General features: G+C 59.6%; 17 protein-coding genes. 10 read left to right on the top strand and 7 right to left on the bottom strand.

Going from position 1 to position 26,308, the window contains the following annotated elements; all coding sequences use genetic code 11:
* Positions 1–241: 241 nt before the first annotated feature.
* Positions 242–2,410, top strand: a complete 2,169-nt coding sequence (locus VGG64_27770; protein ID HEY1603434.1) for a DUF4838 domain-containing protein — start codon at positions 242–244, stop codon at positions 2,408–2,410.
* Between the two features lie 39 nt (positions 2,411–2,449).
* Positions 2,450–2,947, top strand: coding sequence for a GNAT family N-acetyltransferase (locus VGG64_27775; protein HEY1603435.1), 498 nt, complete (start codon positions 2,450–2,452; stop codon positions 2,945–2,947).
* 24 nt (positions 2,948–2,971) lie between these two features.
* Here the strand turns inward: VGG64_27775 and VGG64_27780 are convergent, their stop codons facing one another.
* Complete coding sequence (locus VGG64_27780) at positions 2,972–4,552, bottom strand: NAD(P)/FAD-dependent oxidoreductase (protein ID HEY1603436.1); 1,581 nt, start codon at positions 4,550–4,552, stop codon at positions 2,972–2,974.
* A 278-nt stretch (positions 4,553–4,830) separates the two neighbouring features.
* Between VGG64_27780 and VGG64_27785 the strand changes: the two genes are divergently transcribed.
* The 3 genes from VGG64_27785 to VGG64_27795 all read left to right on the top strand — a co-directional run bounded on the left by VGG64_27785 (position 4,831) and on the right by VGG64_27795 (position 15,539).
* On the top strand, positions 4,831–7,110 hold the full coding sequence (locus VGG64_27785) for a tetratricopeptide repeat protein (GenBank protein HEY1603437.1): 2,280 nt from the start codon (positions 4,831–4,833) through the stop codon (positions 7,108–7,110).
* Between the two features lie 595 nt (positions 7,111–7,705).
* The gene (locus VGG64_27790; GenBank protein HEY1603438.1) at positions 7,706–12,679 is read left to right on the top strand and encodes a proprotein convertase P-domain-containing protein; all 4,974 of its coding nucleotides are present in this window, start codon (positions 7,706–7,708) and stop codon (positions 12,677–12,679) included.
* A 532-nt stretch (positions 12,680–13,211) separates the two neighbouring features.
* On the top strand, positions 13,212–15,539 hold the full coding sequence (locus tag VGG64_27795) for a LamG-like jellyroll fold domain-containing protein (protein HEY1603439.1): 2,328 nt from the start codon (positions 13,212–13,214) through the stop codon (positions 15,537–15,539).
* Positions 15,540–15,564: 25 nt separating this feature from the next.
* Here VGG64_27795 and VGG64_27800 read toward each other — a convergent pair whose 3' ends face one another.
* On the bottom strand, positions 15,565–16,092 hold the full coding sequence (locus VGG64_27800; GenBank protein ID HEY1603440.1) for a molybdopterin-dependent oxidoreductase: 528 nt from the start codon (positions 16,090–16,092) through the stop codon (positions 15,565–15,567).
* Positions 16,093–16,475: 383 nt separating this feature from the next.
* Here VGG64_27800 and VGG64_27805 point away from each other — a divergent pair, with 383 nt between their 5' ends.
* Positions 16,476–16,817, top strand: a complete 342-nt coding sequence (locus VGG64_27805) for a hypothetical protein (GenBank protein ID HEY1603441.1) — start codon at positions 16,476–16,478, stop codon at positions 16,815–16,817.
* 10 nt (positions 16,818–16,827) lie between these two features.
* On the opposite strand, the gene VGG64_27810 is transcribed toward VGG64_27805, so the two are convergent.
* Together VGG64_27810 and VGG64_27815 are read right to left on the bottom strand one after the other, a co-directional pair.
* Positions 16,828–18,096 (bottom strand): PQQ-dependent sugar dehydrogenase, encoded by a 1,269-nt coding sequence (locus VGG64_27810; GenBank protein ID HEY1603442.1) that lies wholly within the window; start codon positions 18,094–18,096, stop codon positions 16,828–16,830.
* Between the two features lie 108 nt (positions 18,097–18,204).
* The gene (locus tag VGG64_27815) at positions 18,205–18,921 is read right to left on the bottom strand and encodes a type 1 glutamine amidotransferase (protein ID HEY1603443.1); all 717 of its coding nucleotides are present in this window, start codon (positions 18,919–18,921) and stop codon (positions 18,205–18,207) included.
* Between the two features lie 234 nt (positions 18,922–19,155).
* Here VGG64_27815 and VGG64_27820 point away from each other — a divergent pair, with 234 nt between their 5' ends.
* Entirely contained in the window at positions 19,156–20,631 is a 1,476-nt protein-coding gene (locus VGG64_27820) for an aldehyde dehydrogenase family protein (GenBank protein ID HEY1603444.1), read from the top strand.
* A gap of 4 nt (positions 20,632–20,635) precedes the next feature.
* Positions 20,636–20,956 carry a hypothetical protein gene (locus tag VGG64_27825; protein HEY1603445.1) on the top strand — a complete coding sequence of 107 codons (321 nt, stop codon included), beginning with the start codon at positions 20,636–20,638 and terminating at the stop codon, positions 20,954–20,956.
* A 4-nt stretch (positions 20,957–20,960) separates the two neighbouring features.
* Here VGG64_27825 and VGG64_27830 read toward each other — a convergent pair whose 3' ends face one another.
* From VGG64_27830 to VGG64_27840, 3 genes are all read right to left on the bottom strand, one after another.
* Positions 20,961–22,028 carry a VOC family protein gene (locus VGG64_27830; GenBank protein ID HEY1603446.1) on the bottom strand — a complete coding sequence of 356 codons (1,068 nt, stop codon included), beginning with the start codon at positions 22,026–22,028 and terminating at the stop codon, positions 20,961–20,963.
* 63 nt (positions 22,029–22,091) lie between these two features.
* A complete protein-coding gene (locus tag VGG64_27835) occupies positions 22,092–22,883 on the bottom strand; it encodes a phytanoyl-CoA dioxygenase family protein (GenBank protein HEY1603447.1) in 792 nt (263 codons plus the stop codon).
* 131 nt (positions 22,884–23,014) lie between these two features.
* Positions 23,015–23,428: a metalloregulator ArsR/SmtB family transcription factor gene (locus VGG64_27840; protein ID HEY1603448.1), complete on the bottom strand. Its 414-nt coding sequence runs from the start codon at positions 23,426–23,428 to the stop codon at positions 23,015–23,017.
* 458 nt (positions 23,429–23,886) lie between these two features.
* Here VGG64_27840 and VGG64_27845 point away from each other — a divergent pair, with 458 nt between their 5' ends.
* A complete protein-coding gene (locus tag VGG64_27845) occupies positions 23,887–25,212 on the top strand; it encodes a dockerin type I domain-containing protein (GenBank protein ID HEY1603449.1) in 1,326 nt (441 codons plus the stop codon).
* Between the two features lie 24 nt (positions 25,213–25,236).
* On the top strand, positions 25,237–26,253 hold the full coding sequence (locus tag VGG64_27850; protein ID HEY1603450.1) for a DUF1559 domain-containing protein: 1,017 nt from the start codon (positions 25,237–25,239) through the stop codon (positions 26,251–26,253).
* The last annotated feature ends 55 nt before the right edge of the window (positions 26,254–26,308 follow it).

A 26,308-nucleotide genomic window follows, 5' to 3' on the forward strand; every position in this document is an offset into this window, starting at 1 on the left:
TCGGAAACGACGTGACAAGCCGTCGTCCCGGCAGCATAATCTCGGTTGACACGACCGCATCTCCTGCCCGAAGCCACCAGCCTCGCCCCGTATTTTCTCTCCTACCCACATACCGTCGCGATGTACTCGTAGCGACACGCTGTCTGCTATTTATCGCAATCCGGCACGTTCCTGGAACTCGCTGACTGGCGTTTACACTAGAGACGCGAGTTGGAAACGCGCCTTAAGACAGAGGCAAGCCATGCTGAGACAAACACGCCGCGTAGGATTTATGGCAACGCTGAGCGCGCTATTGGTCGTACTGGGCAGCACCGCGACCTTTTCCCAAGCCACACTCGTGCGCGACGGAAAGGTGCGGGCTGTCGTGGTGACTGCCGCCAAGCCATCTCAGGTGGCCGCCTACGCGGTCGAAGAGTTGGTCAATCACGTCAGGCAGGCCACGGGGCAGCAATTGCCCGTGGCAGTCGAAACCGACATCCCCACAGGTTTCGACAGCCGGGTTTTCGTCGGTGTCTGCGCTGCGGCTCAAAAACAAGGAATCGATGCCGACCAGCTTGCCATCGAAGAGTACGTGATTCGCACCGTGGGCAACGATCTGTACGTCGTCGGAAAGGAATTGTTTCCCGAGCAATATCACGGCACGCGTCCGCTTTATTCAGAGCCGTGGAATCCGCTGAGCATGGAATGCGTACATAGCGGCACGCTGCTCGGCGTTTACGAGCTGCTCGAAGGCGATCTCGGCGTGCGCTGGCTCTGGCCGGGCGATCTTGGCACCTATGTACCGCGGCGGGACACGGTCGTAATTCCTGCTTCCGAAAAAACCGTCAAGCCCCGGTTGCTCTATCGGAATCTAGGCGGATGGGACTTGCCGCAAATATTCCTTACTGGTTCCTACTTTGGCAGAAAGGTTGCACGCAACTATCGCGTCGGTGGAATGTCCGAGGAGTTCGTCAGCAAGCTTGTGTTTCCCACTGAGGAGGCAGGCTACAGCTATGGCAAGGCGGTGGAAACCTACAACCGCCGGCATCGCCGAGTGACCCAAATCGAGAATCCGCGCTGTCTCTTGGGGTCGCACGTGATCGCGGGCGTGACAGATTGGTGGGAAACGTACGGCAAAGAGCATCCTGAATGGTTTGCCATGCGCGACGACGGGCAACGTGGGCTGAAAACGCTTCGCGCCGGTGCCTGGACGCCACTCTGCGTCTCGAACCCCCAACTCCACCATTGCATTGTGGAGCAAGCCTGGGATGGCAGCGGCATTTTGACCTTGGGCGAAGCCGATGCCGCCGGCGAAAGTATGTGCCATTGTCCGCAATGCCTGGCCTGGGACGGTCCGCAACAGACCGGCTTCCCCGAGGATTTCCGTCTGTTGAAGTATACGCCGCGCGCCATGGGCGATCGCTACGCTCGCTATTGGAAAACAGTCTACGATCTGGCCGTCAAGCGCAACCCTGATGTCAAAGTTGGCGTCTACATGTATCACAACACGCTGCCTGGACCGGTCACCGACGTCAAGTTGGGTAAGAATGTCTTCGGCGAGTTCGTGATCTACGGCTCTCGGGACGGGTGGTATCCCATGAGCACGGAGGAAGACCAGTGGTATCGCGATCAGTGGCTGGCCTGGGAAAAGACGGGGATGTCGCTCGTTTACGGTCCCAACTATTTGCTGAACAGCTATGCAACGCCCAATGTCACCACACGTCAGTCCGGAGAATTCTTCAGATTCGCCGCTCAGCACGGTTTGGTGGGTACAAGTTTCCGCAGCTATACGTTCAGTTGGGCGGCCCATGGTCCGATGGCTTATATGCACCATCGTTTGCTGTGGAGTCCGGAGCTGGATATTGAGTCGATCAGGCAGGAATATTTTTCCGCTTTTGGACCTGCCGCCGCGAATATCGAACGTTACTTCGATTATTGGGAGAATTACGCCAGTACGCGCCCACCGGTGCGAGATATCAGCAACGACCCCAGGGGCGCTTTGGAACGGCTGAAAAGAATCCGTGGGCATTACCTGGCCTATCCCCCTGCCGTCTATGCTCCTGCCGAAGCAATCCTGGTCGAAGCGCTCGCCGCCGCACGCCAAGATCCGCTCCCCGAGTTTGCCCAGCGCGTCGAGTTCTTGCAGGCTGGGCTGAAACACGCTCTGTTATCCACGCGCCTCCAGGAGTTTCTCGACTTCGAGAGTCCCTCGGCAGAACGCGGTTCGGCTCCGACGGATCCTGCGAAACTCAAGCAGGCTCGCCAGGCAATGCAGGACGTGATTGCGTTCCGCCGTGATCCTCGGAATCAGTTTGTTTCCGACTACATCAGTAATGCGTCGGTGGAAAAGAACCAGATCATCAACATCGAGACTCTGTACCAGGGCGAGCCTGGAGCCGAAGAGTCTTTATTCAAAGACGATGCCAATTAGGAAAAGGCTAACCGAACGGGACATTCTCGGGGGCGCAGCATGAGTCAGCCATCGATCCGCGACGCTCTGGCGGGCGATCTTCCTGCGATCAGCGCGATTTACAACTATTACGTGCTGCATTCGACGTGTACGTATCAGCTCGAGCCCGAGTCGCTGGCTGATCGTCAAGCTTGGTTCGATGTGCATTCGCCGGACAAGTATCCTGTCATCGTCGCCGAAACGAACGGCCAGGTCGTTGGCTGGGGTTCGCTCTCAAAGTTTCACGCGCGTGCGGGCTACGCCCCCACCGTAGAGGCATCCGTGTATATCGCTCACGACTTTCATCGCCGCGGCGTGGGACGGACGATTTTACAAGCGCTTGTTGATCGGGCGAGGTCCGCGCAATTCCACACCGTTATTGGCGGGGCGAGTGCCGATCAATCGGCCAGTCTCGCGCTGCAAGAACGCCTTGGGTTTGTTCGCGTCGGCCATTTGAAAGAAGTGGGCGACAAGTTCGGCAAGCGGCTGGACGTCGTCTACATGCAACTCATGTTGTAGGCGCACAGCCATCACACGCGGCGGCTATTCCTTCGCCTCGTGATAGTCTTGCTCGGTGTTGACGTCCCAGATGTTCGCCTTGTCGGTCCGGCCGGCCAGGATGTTGTCTACCGCCATGATGGCGGTCAGCATCGAGTGGTCTTGATTATTGTACTTATGCATGCCGTTGCGCCCGACGAGAAACAGGTTCGCAAAACGGTCAAGGTACTGCCGTATCTCGTCGAAGCGTTCGTACGTGCCGAAATAGGCCGGATAAGTTTTGGGCATGCGGATCACGGTCGAATCGACGACATCCGCGCGATCAATAATCCCGATTCGCGACAACTCTTCGCTCGCCAGCGCCACGATCTCGGCGTCCGACATCTGCCAGAGCGCGTCGGACTCATAACAGAAATATTCCAGTCCCATCCAGATCTTGGACGGGTCGGCCACCATGTACGGACTCCAATTGTTGAAAATCTGCAATCGGCCCAACTGCACGTCCGGCTCCTGGATATAGATCCAGTTGTCCGTGATCGGTCGGGTGCCGTCGCGAAAGCGCTCGGACACGGCCAGCTTATTCACGAGCAGCCCGACGGTGATGAAATCGCGATAAATCAGCCCGCTGCCGACTTCGCGCACATTCCCAGGCACGCCCGCCGGCAACGCCTCGATCAATTCCTGAACCGGCATGGTGGAGAAAAAGAATTCACCCGCGTAACGCGACACCTGGCCCGTTTGCAAGTCGACCGCGCTCACGGCCACGACCCGGTCTTCGACGATATGGACATGCGTGACTTTCTTGTGGGCGATGATTTCGCCTCCGCGACGCACAATGTCGTCGGCCACTGTTTCCCACATCTGGCCCGGGCCGAATTTGGGATAGAGAAACTGCTCGATCAGCGAGGTCTCGGTCCCCTTTTGCAACACATCCTGATCTTTGCCACGCAGCAGCCCCTTTAGAAAATGCGTCATGGCTCGGGTGATCGACAGCCCCTTGATGCGCTGCGCGCCCCATTCGGCGCTAATCTTCGAGCAGCTTTCACCCCACACTTTTTCTGTGTAGGACTTGAAGAAAGTGAGATACAACTCGCGGCCGAAGCGGCTAATGAAGAATTCTTCGAGGCTCTTAGGCTGCTTGTTGGCGAATAGCGTGGCCTTGACGTAGCTCGTGCCGATCTTGACCATCCGCAGCACGCCGAGCTTAGCAACCGTGTCGGCGCTAAACTGGATTGGATAGTCGAAAAACTTCCGCAGGAAATAGATGCGGCTTTTCCGCGAGCGCAGCAGCATCACGCGATCGGTCGTCTGTGGATCGGGCCCCGCGTCAGGCCGCTCAACGTCGCGCGATTTGCCCTGGTAGGCGATCGTCGCCGCACCGGCGGCGCCGTGTTCGATCGGCATCCTCGCCAACCACCACTGCATGACGCGGTCGGACTTGGAAAAAAATCGGTGGCCGCCGATATCGATGCGGTTTCCTTTGTAGTTTACCGTGCGCGATAGTCCGCCGATCGCGTCGCTCATCTCCAGAACGACGGGGCGGATGTCCGATCGGTCCAGCAACTCGGCGGCGGCAGTCAGGCCGGCGGGCCCTGCGCCGATAATAATCGCGGTTCTGGTGCTCACAAGCTGGTCCCGATCAACTTCCGCCGCACCGTCATGCCGAGAATCCAGACCTGCACGAGAACTGCTCCGCCCTTGCGAGTGACCCCAATGATCTAGACTAACATGCGAAGGTCAGGCCGTGGGAAGCTTTTATTGATCGCCACCGCAACGGAAATGAAACGGGCGTTGCATGAGGGCGGCGCCGGACGCTTTACACGCCCTCGCGGCACATCATAATCGGCTAGTGACCACACGGCGAGCCGTCGCCGGGCAAATCTCTTGGACCCTCAGCAACCATCATGGCGGTTGGCGGCGACGAATCTGCGCAGTTGTCGGTTGATACCGCAACAACAGCGGCATTGGCCCCTTTTTTGCGCCTGCCGCCCGCGGCCGCCGCAGCCTTGGCGACGCTGGTCTTGGCCGTCGGCGTGTGGGCGGTCTACGGCAAGACGCTCCGCCAGCCGTTTGTCTTCGACGACCGAGGCTCGGTCCTCGATAATACTTCGATCACGAGGCTCCGTCCGCTGTGGGGAGACACAAACGGCCCTGGCCCGTTGACTCCGCGTAACCCGATCACGGGCGGACGGCCACTGGTGAATCTCTCGTTGGCAGTCAATTACCGACTGGGCGGCCTCAACCCGGCCGGCTACCACGCCTTTAACGTCATCGTACATTTGCTTTCGGCAATTCTGCTGTGGGCAGTCGTCAGCCGCACGCTACGGCTGACTTTTTTCGGCGCGAAGTTCGCATCAGTCGCCGATCCCTTGGCGCTGTTGGTCGCGCTTGTCTGGGCGCTGCACCCACTGCAAACGGAATGCGTTGCCTACGTCACGCAACGCACCGAGTTGATGATGGGATTGTTCTTCCTGGCGACACTCTACGCCAGCCTGCGCTATTGGAGCGCCACCTCGTCGGGCGGACGTGCGACATGGCTAACCGTGGCAACGCTAGCGTGCCTGTTAGGTATGTGTTGCAAGGAAGTCATGGTCACCGCACCTGCCCTGGTACTGCTCTTCGAGCGCACGTTCGTCGCAGGATCCTTCCGCCGCGCCGGCCGAGAATCGTGGCCGTTGTACGTTGGCCTGCTGCTGGGCTGGGGATTGCTGCTGACACTGAATATCGACGGACCGAGGTCGGGCACCGCGGGATTTGGCCACGGGGTACCCGCCTTTGCCTGGTGGTTCACCGAGGCCAAGGTGCTGCTGATGTATCTAAAGCTGACGTTCTGGCCCTGGCCGCTGGTGATCCATTACGAGATGCCGCGTCTGAACACGCTTGCTGAAGCCTGGCCCTGGGTGTTGCCCGTAGCGCTCTTGGGAATCGCCACCGTTGTATGCGTGGCACGGCGAACGGCTGTGGGATTTCTGGGAGCCTGGCTGTTCGTGATCCTCTCGCCGACGCTGGTCGTCCCCATGACGGACGAGGTTGCGGCCGAACGGAGAATGTACCTGCCGTTGGCGGCGATCGCGGCCTTGGTCGTGGTCGGCGGATACACGGCGGCGCAACGAGCTAACCAGCTCCGCGGGTCCGACGGCGATCGCGCAGCAGCCGCCTGGTGGCCGCTGGGACTTACCTTCGGCGCAACATTGCTAGCCGTCGCGATCCTCGCACTGCTGTCCGCGCGGCGCGTGGCCGTCTATGACTCGCCCCTTACCTTGTGGCAGGACGCGCTGCTGCACCAGGCCGATGATCCGATTATCCATGCCAATTTGGGTGCCGCCCTGAACAATGCTGACCGCCCCCAAGAGGCGATCCCGCATTTTCAGGAAGCGATACGATTGAAGCCTGGCGACGATAACTTGCACTACAAGCTGGGCCTCGCTCTGGTTCGCGCCGACCGATTGCCGGAGGCGATTCAGCAGTTCGAAGAAGCCCTGCGGATTGTGCCTGGCTCGGCGACCTATCATCACGTGCTGGGTTCCGCATTGGTAAACGCCGGTCGTCCGGAAGAAGGAATTGCGCATTTCCGAGAAGTCTTGCGCATCGATCCGCGCTCGGCCGAGACGCATCAGTATCTGGCCGCGGCATTGCTGAACGCCAATCAACCGCAGGAGGCTATTACCCACTTCGAGCAAGCCCTGCAAATCGGGCCTGATTCTGCAACGTTGCAACGCCAACTGGCGTTTGCGCTGGCCAAGTCGGGCCAGGCCCAGGCCGCGGCCCGTCGCTACGAGCAGTCGCTGCGGTTGGCCGCTGACACGCCTTCGGAGCGTTACTTTCTGGCAAAGACTTTGGCGGCCGCCGGTCAATTGCAAGCGGCAATCGCCGAATACACGGCCGCCTTGCGACTGGCACCTGACGCGGCGCCGCTCCATTATGATTTGGCCTTGGCTTTGCTCCAAGCCGACCGGCAACTCGACGCGATCGAACACTTCACTCGCGTCGAACGCCTGCGACCAGACGACGTAGATGTACGCATGCAACTCGCCACGACATTTGCCGGCTTGGGCCGAACGTCGGATGCGATCACCGCGGCGGAAAACGCACTGAAACTGGCGCGCTCTCAGGGGAAGCAGGCCGACGCTGAAAAGGTCGAAACCTTGTTGGCTAAACTTCGCCAACCGGAGCCGAATCCATGAATCGCCACGTCGCGCATCGGCGCCGTATCTCGGTCGACCTTATCCGAATCGACAACCGAACATTGCGCATGCCATACGACGGCGCGCCCTAACGAGCGCTTGGACACCCCCCTGCAGAATGAAACATGCCCGTTGGCCTTGAGACGTTGAATAATCCGGGATTTCCTTTGACCGTAAGGCGGCCGCTTGTGTAGATTGCTGCATGTCGGCAGGCGAGCAGGAAAACCTCCCAAAAAGCGGCTGAAGAGGTCATGGCTGCACGCCAATCCGCGGACTTGGTGGGGACCGTCCGCATGCCCGACAGGGCATTCGCAACATTTGTGAATCCACGCTCTGATGCCTGGGACCAGGCGGTTATGCGACGTGCGTCGGATGGACGAGTCTCCTCCGTCGATGCCGAGCTCTCGGAAAAGGACAAGAGGCGATGCAGCCACGCAGTGCGAAGACTCCGCGCAACGGTAGTGCTCGTTCCAGGGATGGTCGATCGCGACGCGGTCGAGTAACAATCTTCGAACGACTTGAAATACGTCGCTTGCTGACGGTCGATGTGGGCCCGATACCGTACGCGTCGTCAGGCTGGTCAGAGCCCGTCGCGATGGTCGACCGTCCCAACGGCGACGCCGAGCCATTGGGCAGCTCGGCCCCCGTCGGATTTCAGCCGGCGCAAATCAGGCACGCTTATGGATTCGATCAAGTCTCAGTAAGCGGCGGGATCGTGGGAGACGGCAGCGGACAGACCATAGCCATCGTCGATGCCTATGACACACCGAACATTCTCAGCGAGTTGCAGGCCTTCGACGCCCAGTTTGGGATACCCGACCCACCCAGCTTTAAGCGCGTCGCGCAAGACGGATCGACGAACTACCCGCCCGTCGATCCGCGCGGCGCAGGCGTTAATAATTGGGAGCTGGAAACGGCGCTCGACGTCGAATGGAGCCATGCCTTGGCGCCCGGCGCCAACATCCTGCTTGTCGAGGCCGCAAATAATGGCCCGGCACTCGATGGTATTGCCGTGCCATTCGCGGCCAGCCAACCGGGCGTTTCGGTGGTTTCGATGAGCTTCGGCTCCAGCGAGACTCCCACCGAGATTGGACTCGATGCCGACTTCACGACCCCCGCAGGCCACACGGGAGTAACATTCGTCGCCTCGACCGGCGACGGAGGCGCCCCCGGCGAGTATCCAGCCTACTCTCCCAATGTGCTGGCCGTGGGCGGTACTACCTTGTCACTCAATAATCAGAATCAAATCTCGAGCGAAACCGGCTGGAGCGGCAGTGGAGGCGGGATCAGCACGATTGAATCACAACCAGGCTATCAAGCCGGAGTCGTGACACAAAGCACCACGCAACGCACCATTCCCGATGTCTCGCTCATCGCTAACCCTAGCACGGGTGTGACGATCTACGATTCGTACAATGGCGGTACCGCGACGCCCTGGGAACAAATTGGCGGCACCAGCGTATCGGCACCCAGTTGGGCCGCAGTGATCGCGATCGCCAATCAGGGACGCAGCGCGGCGGGCCTACCGAATCTCGATGGGCGCAGTGGCACGCTTCCAGCGATTTACAATCTACCCGGCTCGGACTTTCACGACATTACCAGTGGAAGTAACGGCACCAATTCCTCGGCCGGACCAGGCTACGATCTTGTCACGGGGCGCGGCAGTCCGAATGTGCCATTGATCGTTGGCGGCCTGGCCGGCACGTCGATTATCTCGGGCAGCGTTTTTTCCGATACCAACGACAACGGCACACTTGATTCCAGCGAAGGGGGCCTGACGGGGTGGACCGTCTTTGACGATTTGAACAATAACGGAATCCTCGATCCTCCCGCGCAATCCACCGTTAACTCGTTGAATGCACCTTTGACGATTCCCGCCCGCTCGACCATTACGTCGACAACAACCGTGACCGGCTTTGTCGGCGGAGTCATCGATCTGAATGTCAATCTGTCGATCGCCGTAGTGCGGGCCTCTAACCTCATACTGACGCTCACCGGCCCGGATGGTACCAGCGTCACGCTGGCCAACCGCAACGGCGGCACCGCCGCCAACTTTACGAACACCACGTTCGACGATCAGGCGGCGACGGCAGTCGCCAGCGGCACGGCACCCTACACTGGCAGCTTTCGCCCTACGGGCTTGTTGTCGGCCTTCAATGGCAAAGCCGTCAACGGCGTGTGGACGCTCACCGTCAACGGCGTCAACAGCACAACCGCGGGCACGCTCAACAATTGGTCATTGCAGGTTCTGAGTCCTACCGAGCCCAGCGTTACGACCGGCGCTGGCGGTATCTACGATCTGCCAGTTAGCGCCGGCGCGCACCATATTCGCGAGATTTCGCAAGGCGGTTTCGCAGCCACCGGTCCGACGGGCGGAGTTTACAATGTGACGATTGCCACAGGACAGAATTCACTGGGAAACAACTTCGGCAATCTTCCTTCATCGATCTCGGGCCAGGTATTCGACGACCCGAACGACAACGGCGTGCTCGATCCTGGCGAGAACACCACTCAAGGTGTCGTCTTCGACGATCTGAACAACAACGGCCTGTACGACAGTACGTCTCAGTGGAACGTTACTTCACTCGACGTCCCCAAGCCCGTTTCCACGCTATCTACCGTTTTGTCGAACACCGTCGTCGACGACCTGGCCGGCTCGATTTCAGACCTCAACATCAACCTGTCGATCAACGACACGCAAGACTCGAACCTGTCCGTGTCGCTCATCGGGCCAAACGGCACAACTGTCAATCTTATCAATCACAATGGCGGGAGCGGCGTCAACTTTGTCAATACAACGTTCGACGACCAAGCCACCACCGCCATCGGCAGCGGCGCAGCGCCATTCACTGGCAGTTTCAAACCGGCCAGCGTGCTGTCGGCCTTCATTGGCAAGAGCCCGAATGGAACGTGGACGTTGGCCGTGACCGACACCGGGTCACCCAACACAGGCACGGTGGTAAGCTGGTCGTTGCAGTTCACGACTAATGCCGGGGAACCAGCGGTTATATCTACCGACGGTAATTATCAATTCACAAATCTTCTGGCCGGAACACATCACATCCGTGAGTTGATCTTGGGTGACACGTTGGAAACGTCTCCTCCGGGTGGCGCATACGTCGTCGCCGTTTCTACGCAATCGACCACCACCAATGCAAACTTCGGCAACCACGCGGCCTCGGTGGGCGGCACGGTTTTCTTGGATGCCAACAACGACGGAACGTTCGACTCAGGGGATAGCGGACTGGGCGGGTGGCTAGTCTACGACGACCAGAATGACGATGGCATATTCACCCAGGCCGTGCAATCGAATACCGCCGCACTTGACGACCCGCAGCCGATCACTAGTCAAAACACGACAACGTCGGACATCACCATCAGCGGACAAACGTCGCCCATTTCGAATGTCATCGTCAATCTTTCGCTGCACTATCCCAACGATGGCGACCTGTCGATCACGCTAACGGATCCCGCGGGCAACTTGATATCGCTCGATAATCAGGTGGCGACCGGGGCGAACATGATCGATACCACCTTCGCCGACGGGGCTACGGCTCTCACCAACGGAGTTGCCCCCTACACGGGCAGCTTCCAGTCGAGCGATTTGATGGCCACGCTGAACGGCGATAATGCCAATGGCGTTTGGCAGCTGCAAGTCACCGACGAAGGCCAGGTTAGTTCCGGTACGCTCGACGGTTGGAACCTTGTGTTGACGACAGGTACGACCGAACCCAACACCACGACCAACCCCGACGGCAGTTTTCAGTTCAATGATCAGACCGAGGGCGTTCATCACTATCGCGAGATTCCTCCGGCCGGTTACGTCGAGACTTCGCCCGCCAGCGGAGTGTACGACGAGACGTTGGCGACAGGTGCCTACGTGACCGGCGTCAACTTTGGCAATATCGCCGTGATCAGTGCAACACCCGGCGCGCCGGCGTTGTTGCCTGCCAGCGATACCGGCATCTTAAATACCGACGGCATCACGCGGCTGAACAACGCGAACGCCTCAAACGAGTTGAGCTTCCTGGTTTCCGGCACAGTGGCTGGCGCCACAGTGACTCTCGACGCCGATGGCCAGCAGATTGGCAGCGCCGTGGCCAGCGGCAACACGACCACGATCACCACCAACGGCTCGCTGAGTCTGGCCGACGGCAGCCACTTGATCACCGCATTCCAGACCGAGCCGGACAAGCTGGCCTCGACCGCTTCCTCGGCCCTGCCGATCACGATCGACACTACGCCCCCTATCGCGACGGTGGTTGCAGTCACGCCGAATCCGCTCACGACCAGTCCCAACAGCCTGACCATCACGTTCAACGAACCAGTGAGCGGGCTGGATCTCAGCGATCTCGCCTTCACGCTCAACGGGGGTCAAAACCTGCTCACGTCCGCCCAAACGATCTCATCGACAGATGGCATCACCTGGACTCTGTCGAACCTAAGCGCGCTGGCCACCGTGAGTGGGACGTATCAATTGACCCTCAATCCGGTCGGCACGCCGGTTGTCGACCTGGCCGGCAATCAAGATACCGCGACGGCCAGTACCACATTTGCTCTCAATCTTGGCCCCGGCCCGGAAGTGACGGATGTGCTGGTCGACGGTACGGCCTGGACCGGCAATTTCCTTGGTGCCCTGCAATCCGCGGGTGAAGGGAATGGCAGCGGCTATGCAATTCCCGTTGGTTCAGCGGCGCAATCGGCCCCGCTGCCGTGGATCAACCTGAATCAGGTCCAGATCACGTTCAACGAGGACGTCAATGTTCAACAGGCAAGCCTCGCGCTGACAGGTCTGAACGTTGCTAACTACGCGTTCAACGGGTTCAGCTACAACAACAGCACTCACACCGCCACCTGGACCTTGGCCAGCCCGATCGGCGCGGACCGGTTGCAACTTAATTTGGCCTCGACAGGCGCCGCGGCGGTAAAAGACAACGCCGGCAACTCACTCGATGGCGAATGGACTAGCGCCGCGAGCAGCTATCCCTCTGGCAATGGAACGCCTGGCGGGGATTTCCATTTTGGCTTCAATGTCCTGCCGGCGGATTTGAACCAGGATGGGGTCGTCAATGGACTGGACATCAATCAGATCGCCTCGCATTGGTTGGCGACCGGAGGCCTGCTCGGCGACGTGAACGGTGACGCCGTTGTCAATGGACTCGATATCAACGCCATCGCATCGCAATGGTTGACAAGCCTGCCCGCGGGGGGCGGCAGCGGCACTGGCGCCGCCAGCCTGGCCGTTTCATCACAACTGTCTCCGAGCATGCCGTCGTTTGCCAGTCCGCAACCGATAGATCGCCTGGCCAATTACGTTGGCAACCTCAGCCTGCCAAACAACGCGGGTCAGGTCGACAGTCTCATATCGCAAAATGCGGATAACGACGGGCTCGTCCTTAGCCGCCTGGCCCAGGCAACGGTCGCGCTTCCAGCCAGCAATATTGCTAGTGATTTGACCGGTTCGCGCGATTCGATCATCGGCCTGGCGACGGAAATCGAAACGTCGGCTTCGTTCATCCACGACGAATTGCTCAACACGCTGGTAGCAAGCCGTCGCTCACGCGTGTAATAGTCCGCTGCGCATTCGCGCGCCGCGGGAAATGGGGCGCAGCAGGAACGAGGCATCTGCTTTAGTCGCTCGATTGCGCTTCTGGCGATTTCTCTCGCTTTTTCTGACCCGAACGGCCGAAGGCGTAATGGCTTTGTCGCAGCCGCGACGGATCACTGACGCTGTATATCCCACACAAGTCGCCCGGAAAAGGTCGGGAGGCCAACCGGTGGCCGGCCCCAAAAAAGGTCGCGTAAGGCGACATTCGACGCGCTGGAAGGGGGCGGCTGGTTTGGATGCCAGAGCACGCTTGCACGCTCGGACCTAAAACGGTCGAGAATTGAGCTTTGCAATTGTTTTCCCGAGAGCAAACGGATTTGTGACACGCACTGAGTGAGCGAATATACTAGGGCGGCACTGTCATATTTGGCCTCTTCGGCGGCATGCACTCGCTTGGCGTCGCCGCGGGCTAAGTATGGCTGCTGACAGTGACAGAGTAGCAAGCGGTTCGAGCAGAGAGCGCCGGCCCACCCTGGCGGCAGTTGATATCCAAATGTTCAGGAACGCATATCCTCCGCGGCGCAGTCCTGCTGAGCGGCGCTTGCACGTCGAAGCACTCGAGTCCCGCCACTTGCTGAGCGCGTCGGGTGTTGTCGGGGATGCCAATAACGATGGCATCGTCAATGGCCTGGATATCAACCTGGTAGCAATGCATTGGCTGAGCACCGGTGCGCAGCCGTTGCCTGGTGACGTCAACGCCGACGGTCACGTCAATGGGCTCGATCTCAACATCATTGCTACGAATTGGATGCAAAGGGCAACTCCGCCGTCGGTCACTGTTCCGGCTGGTCCTTTGAGCGTCAATCAGAATCTCAACCTGGCGATCACTGGCGTCTCGGTGGCAGACAGCGCGCTGTCGCCCAGCACCAGCACCGTGAAGCTAACGCTGTCGGTCGGACACGGCGCGCTCACGCTGGCTACGAACGTGACGGGTGGGCTAACCAGCGGGCAAGTTTCGCAGAACGGAACCACCACGGTGACGGTCACCGCCCCGTTGGCAGCGATCAATGCCACGCTCGCCACCGCGAATGGTCTGCTGTACACGCCGACGAGCGGCTATTTCGGTCCCGATACGTTCCTGGCCTCGATGACTGATCTAGGCCATACCAGTTCAGGCATCCCGCAAACCGTCTCGCGAAGCACACAAATCACTGTCACGGTTCCGAGCGTCGCGCCGACAGATGTGCCAGGCTTGCAATTCTGGCTCGACCCTTACGATACCAGCACGATGACGTTGACCAACGTCGCCGAGACCAAGGGAAGTCCCACGAGCAATTTGCAATCAACCAGTGGCACACCGTTCGACTTCCAAGGCAACGGCACGTCCAGCCAGTTCACGATGGCCTTCTGGGTTTATCCCGAAAGGACCTGGTCTGATGCCAGCTGGCTGATGGCGAACGCGAAAAACACCTTCCGCAATAACGATATCAGCTGGTTCTTGTCGATTGCCAATGGTGCCACGGGCACACTCCGTACCACGTATTCGACCGCCAGCTCGACCTCGACATTAAAGGACTACGCTGGCGCGATGCCTGTTGCCAATCAATGGTACTTCGTCGTCATCACGTACGACGGCTCGCAGGTGGGCACTGCCACAACCCAGGATCAATTGCGCCAGCAAGTGTATGTAAACGGGCAACAAATTCCGACGCCGGCCGGTGATTCGCTACCGCAAAAGATCTATGCCGCGGCCAATGCCGGCAAACTCTACTTGGGGGCTGTCGACGCCGCCATCAACAACACCACGCCCGAGCAATTCCAGGACGTCGGCTTCTGGAACCATTGGATCAGCAGCAGCACCGCGGCCGCGCTTTGGAACGGAGGAGCCGGCGTTACGTATGCCACTTTGCCGGCTGGCGCCAACGATCCGTTCGCCTATTACTCGATGAATGAAGCCAGTGGCACGCGGTTCGACTCGACCAGCAATCACTACGATCTGTCGGCCGGATCCGCGGGCGTAGGCAGCGTGCAAGAAATCAGCGCCTGGCGCGACAAATCACAAAACCATATCACTATGCTCTTCGGCTACAATCCAGACACGGGAATTCAACAGCGTCAGTTCTTCGGCGTTTACTCCCTGACCGCCCGCGACGGTCTGCCCGGCGTGGTGATGCCAGCCGGAGCGTGGGCCTACGCCGCCTCGACGACCATCAGCACGCTGTCGTCAGGCAACCTGTTCATGAACGTGCAGCTTGACGCACCCAACCGTGGCGAGAACGAACTGTTTGATTTCTCCGACGATGTGACCGACGGGCAAGACAGCTTCATGGGGATCAACTACATCGGGCCGAACACGGCGCCTGATGCCGGCCCCCCCGCCGGCAGCGGAAACCCCAACACCAGCACCTATGTGCCCACATTCCATACTCACGCCGGCAATGCCGTCACGCACGCGGGGGGCTGGACGGCGAATATCTTGAACATCAATGGCCCCGAAGGGACCGGAGCGCAGGTATCGAATAACACCTACTTTGCACAGGGTGGAGACTACAGCTACGAATTTGAAAACGTTCTCAACGGCACCGCGGGCACGGGCACCGCGCCCGGACCGTACCGCATGTGGATCAATCAATCTCCACAGACGATCTATGTTGCCGACGGCGGCGGCGGGTCCATCCCGCAACTATGGGGCGACGGCTTCGCCGCGTCCGGCGGACAACTTTCATGCATCACCCTGGGCGGGCTAGCCTCGCGCAGCGCGACAGGCGTGTGGCGAATCACTACCGCCACCGGCGACACCTACGGTGACATCATGGAATACGGCCCGGTCGTGACCGGTACGAACGACGCGGCGCTACGCCAATTCATGGCCAATCGATGAGGGACAGGAAGAATCGCTGGGAGCGTTATCCGTGCGCGCGCTGCACGCTGATGCGCTTGATCATTCTGATCCAACGAACCGGCCGCTTTTCATCGGGGATGACAAGCCGAAATGGGGCCTCTCTTTCGCCCAGTACGGCACCATCGCGGTGGTCGGCCAGTAGCATCACTTTGTCGGTCGTGGCGGGATCGACCTCGGCAATGGCAACCACCACCCGGTAACCATCCGTCGCCTCAATGAGCACATAGCTGGCGAGGCGCGGCCCGCGCAACTCCTTGCCCAAGGCCACGCCGCAGTGTGACAGCAAGTCTGGCAAGCTTACCCCCTGATACTCGATCGACCCCATCGCAGCGTCGGGCACTTTAACAGCCTTGCGGGGCAACTTTCCCAAATCCTCGATCGACAAAACGTGCGACGTTCCCTGCTCGTCGACGATCGTCAGCGCGACGGGTTTCTCGTCGGCCAAGGCTCTCGGCGTCGCAACAAAAAACGAGGTCGCCAGCGCACATGCCAAGAGAACAAGGGGCGCCGATCGCCGAACTGCTGTTGTCATCGAATGCTTCTCAACTGAAGTGGACCTTGCGCAAGCGGCCTGCGACATTTCACACGATATCTGTGATTTCCGCGTGGCCATCTGGTGACGGGCCGCGTGGATGACACGGTGATCGTTCCCGGCGCCCCCTCACTTTCGCGGTAACAGAGCACTAGAATAATTCTAACAGACGCGGCGACCTACGCCCGGGTGGCGCGCAGCAGGACGATTGCTAAGTCCAATTTGTGTTTGGGCGGCTCGGGTCGAGCGCAGCGAGTTCCCAGTATGTCGCTAAAATCTGGGGGCGGCGAATAGGCCGACCCCAGGCACTCAGCGACTTTGCAATCCTCCTGTGGTGCGCACGGCAGCCCGCGAGAATTCCCCAAGCCGAACTGAAGCAACCCATGGCTAAGAAATCGACCTGGACCTGCGGCATGCGCGTATGGCTGGAAAGCGATGGCCACGTTGTCGTCGGGCGCGGGCGCGTGGAGCTGCTCGAAGCCATCGACCGCCATCACAGCATACGCCAGGCCGCCGCCAGCCTCGGTATGTCTTACCGCCGCGCTTGGCTGCTGGTGAAAAGCATCAATTCCGCAACGGACTCGCTACTGGTCGAGGCCACCAAGGGAGGCAAAGCCGGCGGTGGCGCGCTACTGACCCCCTCGGGCAAAGACGCCATTCGTCAATTCCACGCTCTCGATCGCGCGCTACGCGACAAGGCCGCGCAAGTGCTGAAAAAGCTCTGAAGGTCGAGTGCTAATTCGGTCGGCCGAGACCGTAGATCCCCTGCCCTTCGGCCGAGTACGTCGTGAAGTACAACTCTCCCTTTTCGTCTTCGCCGAAGGACATGATGGGAATGCTCTTGGGAAGCGGAATCTCGCGGTTGGCGGTCACGACTTTCTTATCGGCGTCGTACCACAACGCCCACAACTTGCCGGAGACATAGTCCGCGTACAGGTACGCACCGGCGAGTTCCGGAATGTTTTTGCCGCGATAAACCGGGCCACCCGTGATCGACTTGCCCAGATCGTGGTGGTACTCCCAAATGGGATCGATCACATCGCTCGGTTTCTCGGCGTTCGCCGGTGCGGTCGTGCCCTTCTTGGCAAACGGGTGCAATCCCTCGCGGACGTTCCAACCGTAGTTGCCACCTTTAACAATCAGGTCGATCTCTTCCCAAGTGTCTTGGCCTACGTCAGCGGCCCACAAGACGCTCGTCTTTGGATCGAAGGCAAACCGCCACACGTTGCGCAGCCCATAGGCCCAGATCTCGGGCCGGGCATCTTTATTGTCGACCAGTGGGTTGTCGGCGGGGATCGCGTAGGGGCGATCCGAGCCTTTGCCATCGACGTCGATGCGCAGGATCTTACCCAGCAGCGTCGACAGCTTCTGACCGTTGCCGAACGGATCGTTCGCCATGCCGCCATCGCCGACGGCAATGTACAGAAACCCATCCGGCCCGAAACCCAACGTGCCCCCGTCGTGATTCCAGAACGGCTTGTCCAGCACTAGCAAGATCTCTTCCGAATCCGCGTCGGCCTTGTTGGGATCGTCCTTGCTGACGCGGTAGCGAGCGATCACGTTCTGATGCCGCTTGTTCTTGTTGGTGTAATAGACGAAGAACTGGCCGCTCTCTCGATACTTGGGATGAAACGCCATCCCCAGGAAGCCCTCTTCGTTGGTCTTGTCGTTGTACGAGACCTTGTCCGAAACGTCCAAAAACACATCGGCTTTGGTCCCCTGCTGGTCATTCGGCAGCACGTAAATCACGCCTTGCTGCGTGGGGACGAAAACGCGGTTGGTACTATCTCCCGCGTGCGTGAGCAGGATCGGACGGATTGGGTTGTCGATGCCAGATTCCTCGGCGCTCGTCCAGCCAGGCCATTTGACGTCGGCGAATGCGAGCGCGACTTTGAGCGGCAGCGGACTCGTGTCTACCTCGGCGGCACACAGCGGGCGCGTTAGCACGGCCACGATCAACAGCACGATCGCCAATCGCAATCTCTGGCAACAGGCAGATATCATGTGGATTCCCTTTGGGCAGTCATGGTGAGTGTCAATGAACGGGTCCGAATCGGTGTTCGACTCTAATAAGCGGGAAATGAGTTCGCTACATACTCTCTTCGAAAGCTCTTAGCAGGTGGCCGGTTCGGTAACCAGGGTGGCCCAGTTTGCGAATACCGATTGCCCGATTTCGTCAAGCGCCGCAAGATTGGTAACGGCGGCACTGCGAATCAATTCAGGATCTATTTGATCTGCGGCCAACTCCTCGCCGAAAGTTTCAATCATGGCGTCCGGGTTCGTGGCGGTGGTCTCTAAGTGAAACAAGACGCCGTAGGCCCGCTCGCGCCAGCGAAATGCTTGTAGCGGAGTCTTGGACGTTCTGGCCAGAGGCACGGCCTGGTCCGGCAATTCGAATACATCGCCGTGCCAATGCAGGGCCATGAACTCGCTGGGGACTTTGGCAAATAACCGGTCGGTGCGCGCATCGTCTCGCAGCATGACCTTGAACCAGCCAATCTCTTTGCTTGCACCCGGCGTAACTCTGGCCCCCAAGGCAGTGGCCAATAGCTGGCTCCCCAAGCAGATTCCTAGCACCGGCAGATTCTGATCACACGCGTCTTCGATCAGTGCAATTTCATCTCGCAAGTGCGGGTGCCGATCCACTTCGTAAACGCCCATCGGCCCTCCCATCACCGCCAACCCGGCCCAGCCCTGCATCAACGGCGGAATGGAGTCTCCGGCAAAGGGCCGCACGTAGCGAAACGGGATATCAGCCTGAGCGAGTGCGTGTGCGATGGTTCCGACGGTCTCACAGGCAATGTGCTGAAGGACCAGAACCTGTTGCATGGCAAATCCGCGGATTCACGGGCCACGACCGTCGTTGTGCCGCCGTTCCTAGGGGGCACCAGCAGTGTGCCCTCTTAGGCGTCGAACAATATGTCGGCCGGGGCCGGACCTCTTGACGCCACCGTTATATCCGCTCAGATATATCGGTTCTAGAGCCGCCCCGAAAAACCGCTGCGTCGTATCCCGGCGCGGTCCAATGCGTTCACGCGTCTCACCTCTTTCAGGAGCCTGACAATGACCACGGCGACCGCGCCCTCGAAGACTGCTCCTTCGATTACACAGACCAAATTGCTGATCGATAACAAGTGGGTTTCTCCGGCCGAAGGGGGGACCTTCGAGACCTTGAATCCTGCCACCGGCGAAGTCCTTGCCGAGGTGGCCGCCGGCACCGCGGCCGACATCGATCGCGCCGTTAAGGCTGCCCGCCGCGCCGTCGAAGAAGGGCCCTGGAGCACAATGGACGCCGCGGATCGCGGCCGGCTGTTGCTGCGACTGGCGGACCTAGTGGACTCGCACGCCAAGGAATTGGCGGCGCTCGAATCGCTCAACTCGGGTAAGACGATCACCGACTCGCAAGGCGACATGGGCGGCGTCGCCGCCACGCTGCGCTACTACGGCGGCTGGGCAGACAAGATCGAAGGCCGCACCGTGCCGGTGCGCGGCAACTTTTTGTCGTACACGCTGCGTCAGCCGGTGGGCGTCGTGGGTCAGATCATTCCGTGGAATTTTCCGCTGTTGATGTTGTCTTGGAAGTGGGGGCCGGCGCTGGCTTGCGGTAACGCCATCGTGATGAAGCCGGCCGAGCAGACGCCGTTGACGGCGTTGCGAATTGGCGAGCTCGCGATCGAAGCCGGTTTTCCTGCCGGGGTGATCAACCTGGTGAACGGGTTTGGCGAGACGGCGGGCGCAGCCCTCGTGGCGCATCCCGATGTCGACAAGATCGCCTTCACCGGGCACGTCGATACCGCCAAGATCATTCAAAAGGCGGCCGCTGACTCGCTCAAGCGCGTCACATTCGAGTTGGGGGGCAAAAGCCCGAACGTGATCTTTGCCGATGCGGATCTCGACGAGGCGGTGGCCGGCGCGTTCCACGCCATTTACTTTCATGGCGGACAATGCTGCACGGCTGGCAGCCGGTTGTTTGTGGAAGAGAAGATCCACGGCGATTTTGTCGAACGTTTGGCTGCCAAGGCCAAACAGCGCCGCGTGGGAAATCCGCTCGACGCATCGACCGAGCAGGGCCCACAGGTCTCGCAAGAGCAGATGGACAAGATCCTCGGCTACGTGAGCCTGGGAACGAAGCAAGGCGCCAAGCTGGTCACGGGCGGCCAGCGCAAAGGCGAGCAAGGCTTCTTCGTCGAGCCCACGATCTTCGACAATGTCAGCGATGAAATGGCCATCGCCCGCGACGAGATCTTTGGCCCCGTCGTCAGCGTGCTGCCGTTCCGCAGTTTCAAGGAAGTTACCGAGCGTGCCAATCGTACCAACTACGGTCTGGCCGCGGCAATTTGGACCCAGGATGTCGACAAGGCCCATTTGTATGCCAAACGGGTCAAGGCCGGCACGGTGTGGGTGAATTGCTACCACGTCGTGGATACCACGACGCCGTTTGGTGGTTTTAAGCAATCGGGCCAAGGCCGCGAAAATGGCGAGGCCGCCTTGGAGCACTACACCGAGCTGAAGACCGTGACCGTGAAGCTAAAGGGTTGATTCCGTGACCGGATGCGAACGTGTCGTATTCGAGTTTGTAGGCGGCCCACGCGACGGCGAACGTCTGAGTGGCTGCCTCGACAGCGGTGCGCTGACCGAGGCGGGCGCCTTTTACCAATACACCGACGGTGCTCAAGTGGGCACGCGGTTTTGGTGTACTTGCGAATCCGCCGCGTCGGCCATGCGGACCATACCCTGGGAAAGTCTGGAGGCCCTGGATGCGGCTGGTTACCGCTTCCAGGGTCATCTCTATGAAATCTTCATGCGCTGTGAGAAGCGTCGGACGTTGCTCGTCCGTTCTCGGCATATCGGCTCGTCGGAATGAGCGCTCAGGCGTCTGAATTCAGACAAGGCTCGGATAATCGTGCGTCATTAGAGACCGATTCGTCAGGCACGAAGACGAATTGGGCGGCGCCAGCCGACTCTTGCAATCGCAGCCAGGTGCAGTGATCGACAAGTGATCGTTGGCCGCGGCGCAAGACCACTCCACTATCGTCGCACACCTCCGCAAACGGTCCGCGATAAATGACCGTATGCCGTCGCGCAGCGCCTGCGGGCCCTGGCTGCCAAGCGCGCATGCGCGTTTCGCGAAGTTCGGCCCCTGCGTGCCTGAAGCGATACACCTCGCCGAAAGTCACCAGTTCCAGCCCCACGAATCCCGCATGCCTGACCGCGGCGAGGACTTCGCCGTCGGTCGACACATATTCAACCGCAGCCGCGGGTCCCGGCAAGCGCGGGGCATCGTCCAAAGGTCGATCGGCCGTCAGGCCACGCAGCAACAGTTTGCCCCCAGCGCGCAATACGCGTGCGGCTTCCTTCAGGACCAGGTTTGGCTGGATGTCGTTCGGGGTTGCATTCAACGTTCCTTCCAACACGATTTCGTCCAGCGAACCGTCGGCGGCCGGGATGTGGGCCGGTAGGGGATCGCCCAATTGGTGCGCCCAATGCGTCGGCGCTGCCAGCGGCGGTGGCGCGGGTAATCCCGCACTCAGAGGAGCGATTCCGATCGGCTCGCAGGCCGCGTCGCCCGGTTCTTCGAGCACGTAAAGTTCCCACAGGTTTCCGGCCGGATCGTTGACCCAGAACTTAGTCTGCCGCGAATGGCAGCAAGCGACGCTTGCCTCGCAATCGTGCGGCACGTTCGCCGCGACGAGACGGTCTTGCAAAGCCGCCAGCGCCTGATGACTGGGAAGACGAAATCCTATGTGATTCAGTCCCGCGCCATTCGGTACATCGGTCGGCACCAGCGATAGCACGACCGCCGGATCAGACAATTCGAACTTGGCATAGTCGACGTGTATCTGATCGGGCTTAGTTCCCAACAGCAGAGTCAGGAACTCGGCGGTTGCCCGCACGTCATGAACGTTCAGCGACAGATGAAATTTCGACGAACCCACGACTTGCTGCTCCGGCCTGTTGAGATGAACGCTCTTTGACCTGATCAACGTGCGGCCACAACGTCAAGCGAAGTAGACTTCTGTCCTGCCATACTCGGCGTAACGATCACGCAGCCATCCATGATATTCGCGGTAATGGGCCGCCCGACAGTTGCCGCCATCGCTCTCGGCGTTATAGCTAAAGTAGAGTTGCCGGCGCCAACGACGCGAGCGATTCACCCCCGAGCGATGAGGAGTGAATCCGCTAAAAAACGCCACGTCTCCCGGCGACAATTGCAGTTTTACGCCCAGACGCTCGTCTATCATACCCGAGGGGATTTCGTGATACATGCCGTCGGCGGGCATCAACGGCCCCTGTTTGTGCATCCCCGCGAACACCTCGGTGCAACCACTTTGGGAATCGGCCACGTCTAGGGCCACGATTACGGTTAAGAAACTATGCGGGAACGTGGGCCAGGCAATGTAGTCCTGGTGCAGGGCATAACCACTTGCCCCGGGCGGCTTGAAAATCAACTTGTCCTTGAAAAGCCGGCCTCGCTCGCCGTACAGTATCTGCAGCAGAGCATGGATCTTCGGATCATTCGCGGCGCGGGCCATTACGGCACCGAGATCGACGATGGGGTCAAAGGCGTCAAAGATGCACGCCCCGGTCTCGGCGTCGGTTTGCCAACGACAGCGCAGGTTGTTGGTTTCGATCAAGTCTTCGCGCTTGACGAGTTGCCGGGCCTCGGCATCGAACGCGGCTATTTCATCCGACGAAAACAAGCCGCGCACGATGCCAAAGCCGTTGGCATGATAATGCTGCACGGTGTCGTCGAAGTCCTGCGCTTGGGAAGGTAGAACCGCGTGCGACATGCGAGAGACTCCCCATTCGTCAATCAGCCAACGCTACGGCAGGCCGCTTACGGTCGGCCGCCGCACGGCTCGGGAATACCCGAAGGTCACAGCATACGCGGATCGCGCGGCCGCCCCAAGGATTCATTCCCTTATCGCCGCAATTTGTGTAGCCCGCGGTCCGTCCCCTGGCGTGGTGATTCGAGTTGGACCAGATCAAGTTGGCAACACCCCAAGTCGATGGTTCTTGTTCCGGCGGCGCTGACGTTACCGGCCGCCACCTCGGGCGAGAGGGAGTAGATGACGAATTTTCCCTGCTTTTGTGTCGACACTAGATGAGCCACCCGCAACACCCCCAAGTGGTGCGAGACCTTGTCGATCGGCATCCCCAACTCATCGCCCAAACCGGTGACGCTCTTTTCGCCGCGCAACAAACTGTTAACAATCCGTAAGCGGTCTGGATCTGCCAAGGCCTTCAGCCGCGACGCGCACGATTGATAATCGCTCTCCGTCCGCATCGCCGCGTGCAACGTTATCGCTTTGCCGTTGCGTTGTCGTGCAGTCATGAAGCATTCCTTTGTTCTGAGGATGCTAAAGTCAATCAGATTATGTCCATACGCCCAAAATAGGGAAGACCCGAGCCCCCACCCTGGGCCCATGCCGTTCGCGCAGCGTATTGTGCAAGACTGCCACGAACTGTTACTCCCACGTGAAAATACCCCTGGCGACTTGCACAGTGGAATAAAACGTGATAACAATGTCACGCCCGTACGATTGTACAATCGTCTGATTAATCGTCCAAGGGTTCATGCATCTACGGTTTGACATAGACCTAACCCCACCGAATAATTCCGGCCTGCCCCAGTTATCCATCCTGGCGAGCATCGTAGTGAATCGCTGGAGCCGGCAAACGGCAGAGTGCCAGGCTAATGGCCTGGAAGCCAGTAATTCGTCCGACCCCCATTGTAAATCGTTGCAGTCGGCATCTTAGTTTTGACATCCCCGAAAAGAAGCGGAGTATCGCATGCGTCTCTCGAGCATCACCTCGCGTTTTCTGTCGTTTGCGTTCCTCGTAGTGGTAACTTCCTCGGTCGCCCAAGCTGACGTGGTGGTGCCCGATTATGGGTATTTTGGTAATTCGACCGGCGTCTATCGATTCGACGAGACGACTGGTGCGCCCGTCGGCAGCCAGCCGGTCGTGCAGCCCGTCGGCAGCCCCGGCAATCCGGCCGACCCCGGCTACGTTGGTGACGGTTACCAGGCTGAGGGATCGGCCTATGGCCCGGATGGCAACCTGTACGTTGGCTATTTCATCGCGCAAGGAAACGACGACACCGGCATCGGCGAGGTGCGTCGTTACAACGGCGTGACTGGCGCATACATCGACACGTTTGTCGCTCCGGGGAGCGGCGGTCTCGTGCAGCCGGGAGATCTGAAGTTCGACGGCTCTACCTTGTACGTGGCCGACCACGGCAATATCGTAGGCGCCGAAACGCCGACTCCTATTCCCTATGGTGGGACGAGTGTTATCACATACAGCGCCACGACCGGCACCTCGAACGGCGCGATCAACTTCGGCGCACCGCTCGGCCCCTCAGGCCTGGCATTTGATCCTCGTCCGGCCAGCCTCGGCGGCAATCCCAACAACCTGTACATCAGCCTGTTCAATGCCAACGAAGTCGTTCAGTACAATACGCTCACGCATGCGATGACCACCTACGCAGCCGGCAGCGGAATGACCACGCCCAGCGGCATCGCCTTTGGCCCCAATGGCGATTTGTACGTAGTGAACCTTTTTACTGCTTCGGTACAAGAGTTCCACCAGAACGCGGGCGGTACGGCCGACTATGTGACGGCCTTGCCGACGACCGGCGCAAATTCGTTTCCGGATGGCATCGCCTTCACGCAGGGAGGCCAACTGCTTGTATCGACTCTGGGACCGGGCCTGGCGCCGGGCGCCGTGCTGTCGTACGACGCCGCAGGTTCAACCTGGAATACCTTTGCCACCTCTCCCTCACTGGGCAGCCCTGGTCCTATCACCCTCACGCCGATTGGTGGCGATGCTAATGCCGACGGTGTTGTAAACGGTCTCGATCTCAACCTGGTCGCCAGCCACTGGCTATCTGGCAGTCCGTCGGGCGACGTCAACGCCGATGGCGTCATCAATGGTCTGGATATCAATCTGATCGCCCAGAACTGGCTTCATACCAACAGCATCTATGGTGGCGGCGGCTCGGGCGGCGGAGCCGGAGCCAACGTGCCCGAGCCCTCGACGATGGCCATGCTGATCGGTATCGGGATCTGTGGACTTACGAGTACACTACGGCGTCGGAAGTCGATCGGATCCTAGCGAGTGTGCCGGCGGTTGCCTTCTATGCGTCGAATGCAGAAAAAACGACGCGGATTCACGCTCGTCGAGCTACTGGTGGTGATCGCCGTCATCGGGGTGCTGATCGCACTATTGCTGCCGGCGGTGCAAATGGCCCGCGAGGCCGCGCGGCGCATGAGCTGCGAAAACAATTTCAAGCAGCTTGGGCTTGCGTTACATGATTTTGAAAGCGCAAATGGACAATTCCCTACAGGCTCTGTGGCAAAGGCCTATCCTCCGGGGAATCTAAGCTTTCTCCAAACTTTTTATCGCTGGTCGGCGTTCGCGTACCTGGCCCCCTACTTCGAACAAGGAAACCTGATCGGAGCGCTGGACCTCACCGTGCCCATGTATGGCGCGAGCGGCCCGGCGGCTGCACAGAACGGCATCGTTTTCGCTACTGTGATTCCGTTGCTACTTTGTCCAAGTGATATTCAGGAAGTAACGGACATCGGCTTCGGCCCGACCAACTATGCGATGTGCGCCGGCACCGGCCTTCCGGGCGGAAGTCCGATCGCGGCCGACGGATTGTTCTACGTCAATTCGGCGACACGCTTCGCCGATATCATTGACGGTTCCTCACAAACGCTCGCGGCTTCTGAAAGTTTGTTAGGTACCGGCTTGGAGCCACTGACCGTAGCGTCGCAAGTGGATCCTCGCCGCGATTACTCTTTCTATCTGGGTGCGCCAATAAGTGACGCGATCTGCGCCGCACCAACGATTTGGAACTTCACCAATCGTCGCGGTTTTTCCTGGGCTGACGGCGAACTGCGGTGCGCACTCTACAATCACTATTACCCGCCAAACTACCGCGGCACCGACTGTATGGGTGCGAACCAATCAGGGCAACCGACTTTGCGTAACACAGCCTATGGTTGGCGTGCCGCCAGAAGTATGCACCCCGGCGGTGTGAATGCATTGCGGGCCGACGGATCTTGCCAGTTCTTTAACGAATCGATTGATCTGGCTACGTGGCAAACGCTCTCCACGCGCGGGCAGTCGGAAGTCCCCGCTGGCAATTGATGGGTGTGCCGGAAGCAGACTAAGCCGCCGCCCAATGCCGCCAGATTGTCTTGCT

Source organism: Pirellulales bacterium, from assembly GCA_036490175.1.
Taxonomy (GTDB): Bacteria; Planctomycetota; Planctomycetia; order Pirellulales; family JACPPG01; genus JACPPG01.

Excerpts from the sequence above, each read along its gene's own strand:
- VGG64_27850 (HEY1603450.1), top strand. The coding sequence starts at position 25,237 with ATGCGTCGAATGCAGAAAAAACGACGCGGATTCACGCTCGTCGAGCTA.
- VGG64_27815 (HEY1603443.1), bottom strand. The coding sequence starts at position 18,921 with ATGCAACAGGTTCTGGTCCTTCAGCACATTGCCTGTGAGACCGTCGGA.
- VGG64_27795 (HEY1603439.1), top strand. The coding sequence starts at position 13,212 with ATGTTCAGGAACGCATATCCTCCGCGGCGCAGTCCTGCTGAGCGGCGC.
- VGG64_27820 (HEY1603444.1), top strand. The coding sequence starts at position 19,156 with ATGACCACGGCGACCGCGCCCTCGAAGACTGCTCCTTCGATTACACAG.
- VGG64_27810 (HEY1603442.1), bottom strand. The coding sequence starts at position 18,096 with ATGATATCTGCCTGTTGCCAGAGATTGCGATTGGCGATCGTGCTGTTG.
- VGG64_27770 (HEY1603434.1), top strand. The coding sequence starts at position 242 with ATGCTGAGACAAACACGCCGCGTAGGATTTATGGCAACGCTGAGCGCG.
- VGG64_27790 (HEY1603438.1), top strand. The coding sequence starts at position 7,706 with ATGGTCGACCGTCCCAACGGCGACGCCGAGCCATTGGGCAGCTCGGCC.
- VGG64_27785 (HEY1603437.1), top strand. The coding sequence starts at position 4,831 with ATGGCGGTTGGCGGCGACGAATCTGCGCAGTTGTCGGTTGATACCGCA.
- VGG64_27840 (HEY1603448.1), bottom strand. The coding sequence starts at position 23,428 with ATGACTGCACGACAACGCAACGGCAAAGCGATAACGTTGCACGCGGCG.
- VGG64_27835 (HEY1603447.1), bottom strand. The coding sequence starts at position 22,883 with ATGTCGCACGCGGTTCTACCTTCCCAAGCGCAGGACTTCGACGACACC.
- VGG64_27805 (HEY1603441.1), top strand. The coding sequence starts at position 16,476 with ATGGCTAAGAAATCGACCTGGACCTGCGGCATGCGCGTATGGCTGGAA.
- VGG64_27775 (HEY1603435.1), top strand. The coding sequence starts at position 2,450 with ATGAGTCAGCCATCGATCCGCGACGCTCTGGCGGGCGATCTTCCTGCG.
- VGG64_27845 (HEY1603449.1), top strand. The coding sequence starts at position 23,887 with ATGCGTCTCTCGAGCATCACCTCGCGTTTTCTGTCGTTTGCGTTCCTC.
- VGG64_27800 (HEY1603440.1), bottom strand. The coding sequence starts at position 16,092 with ATGACAACAGCAGTTCGGCGATCGGCGCCCCTTGTTCTCTTGGCATGT.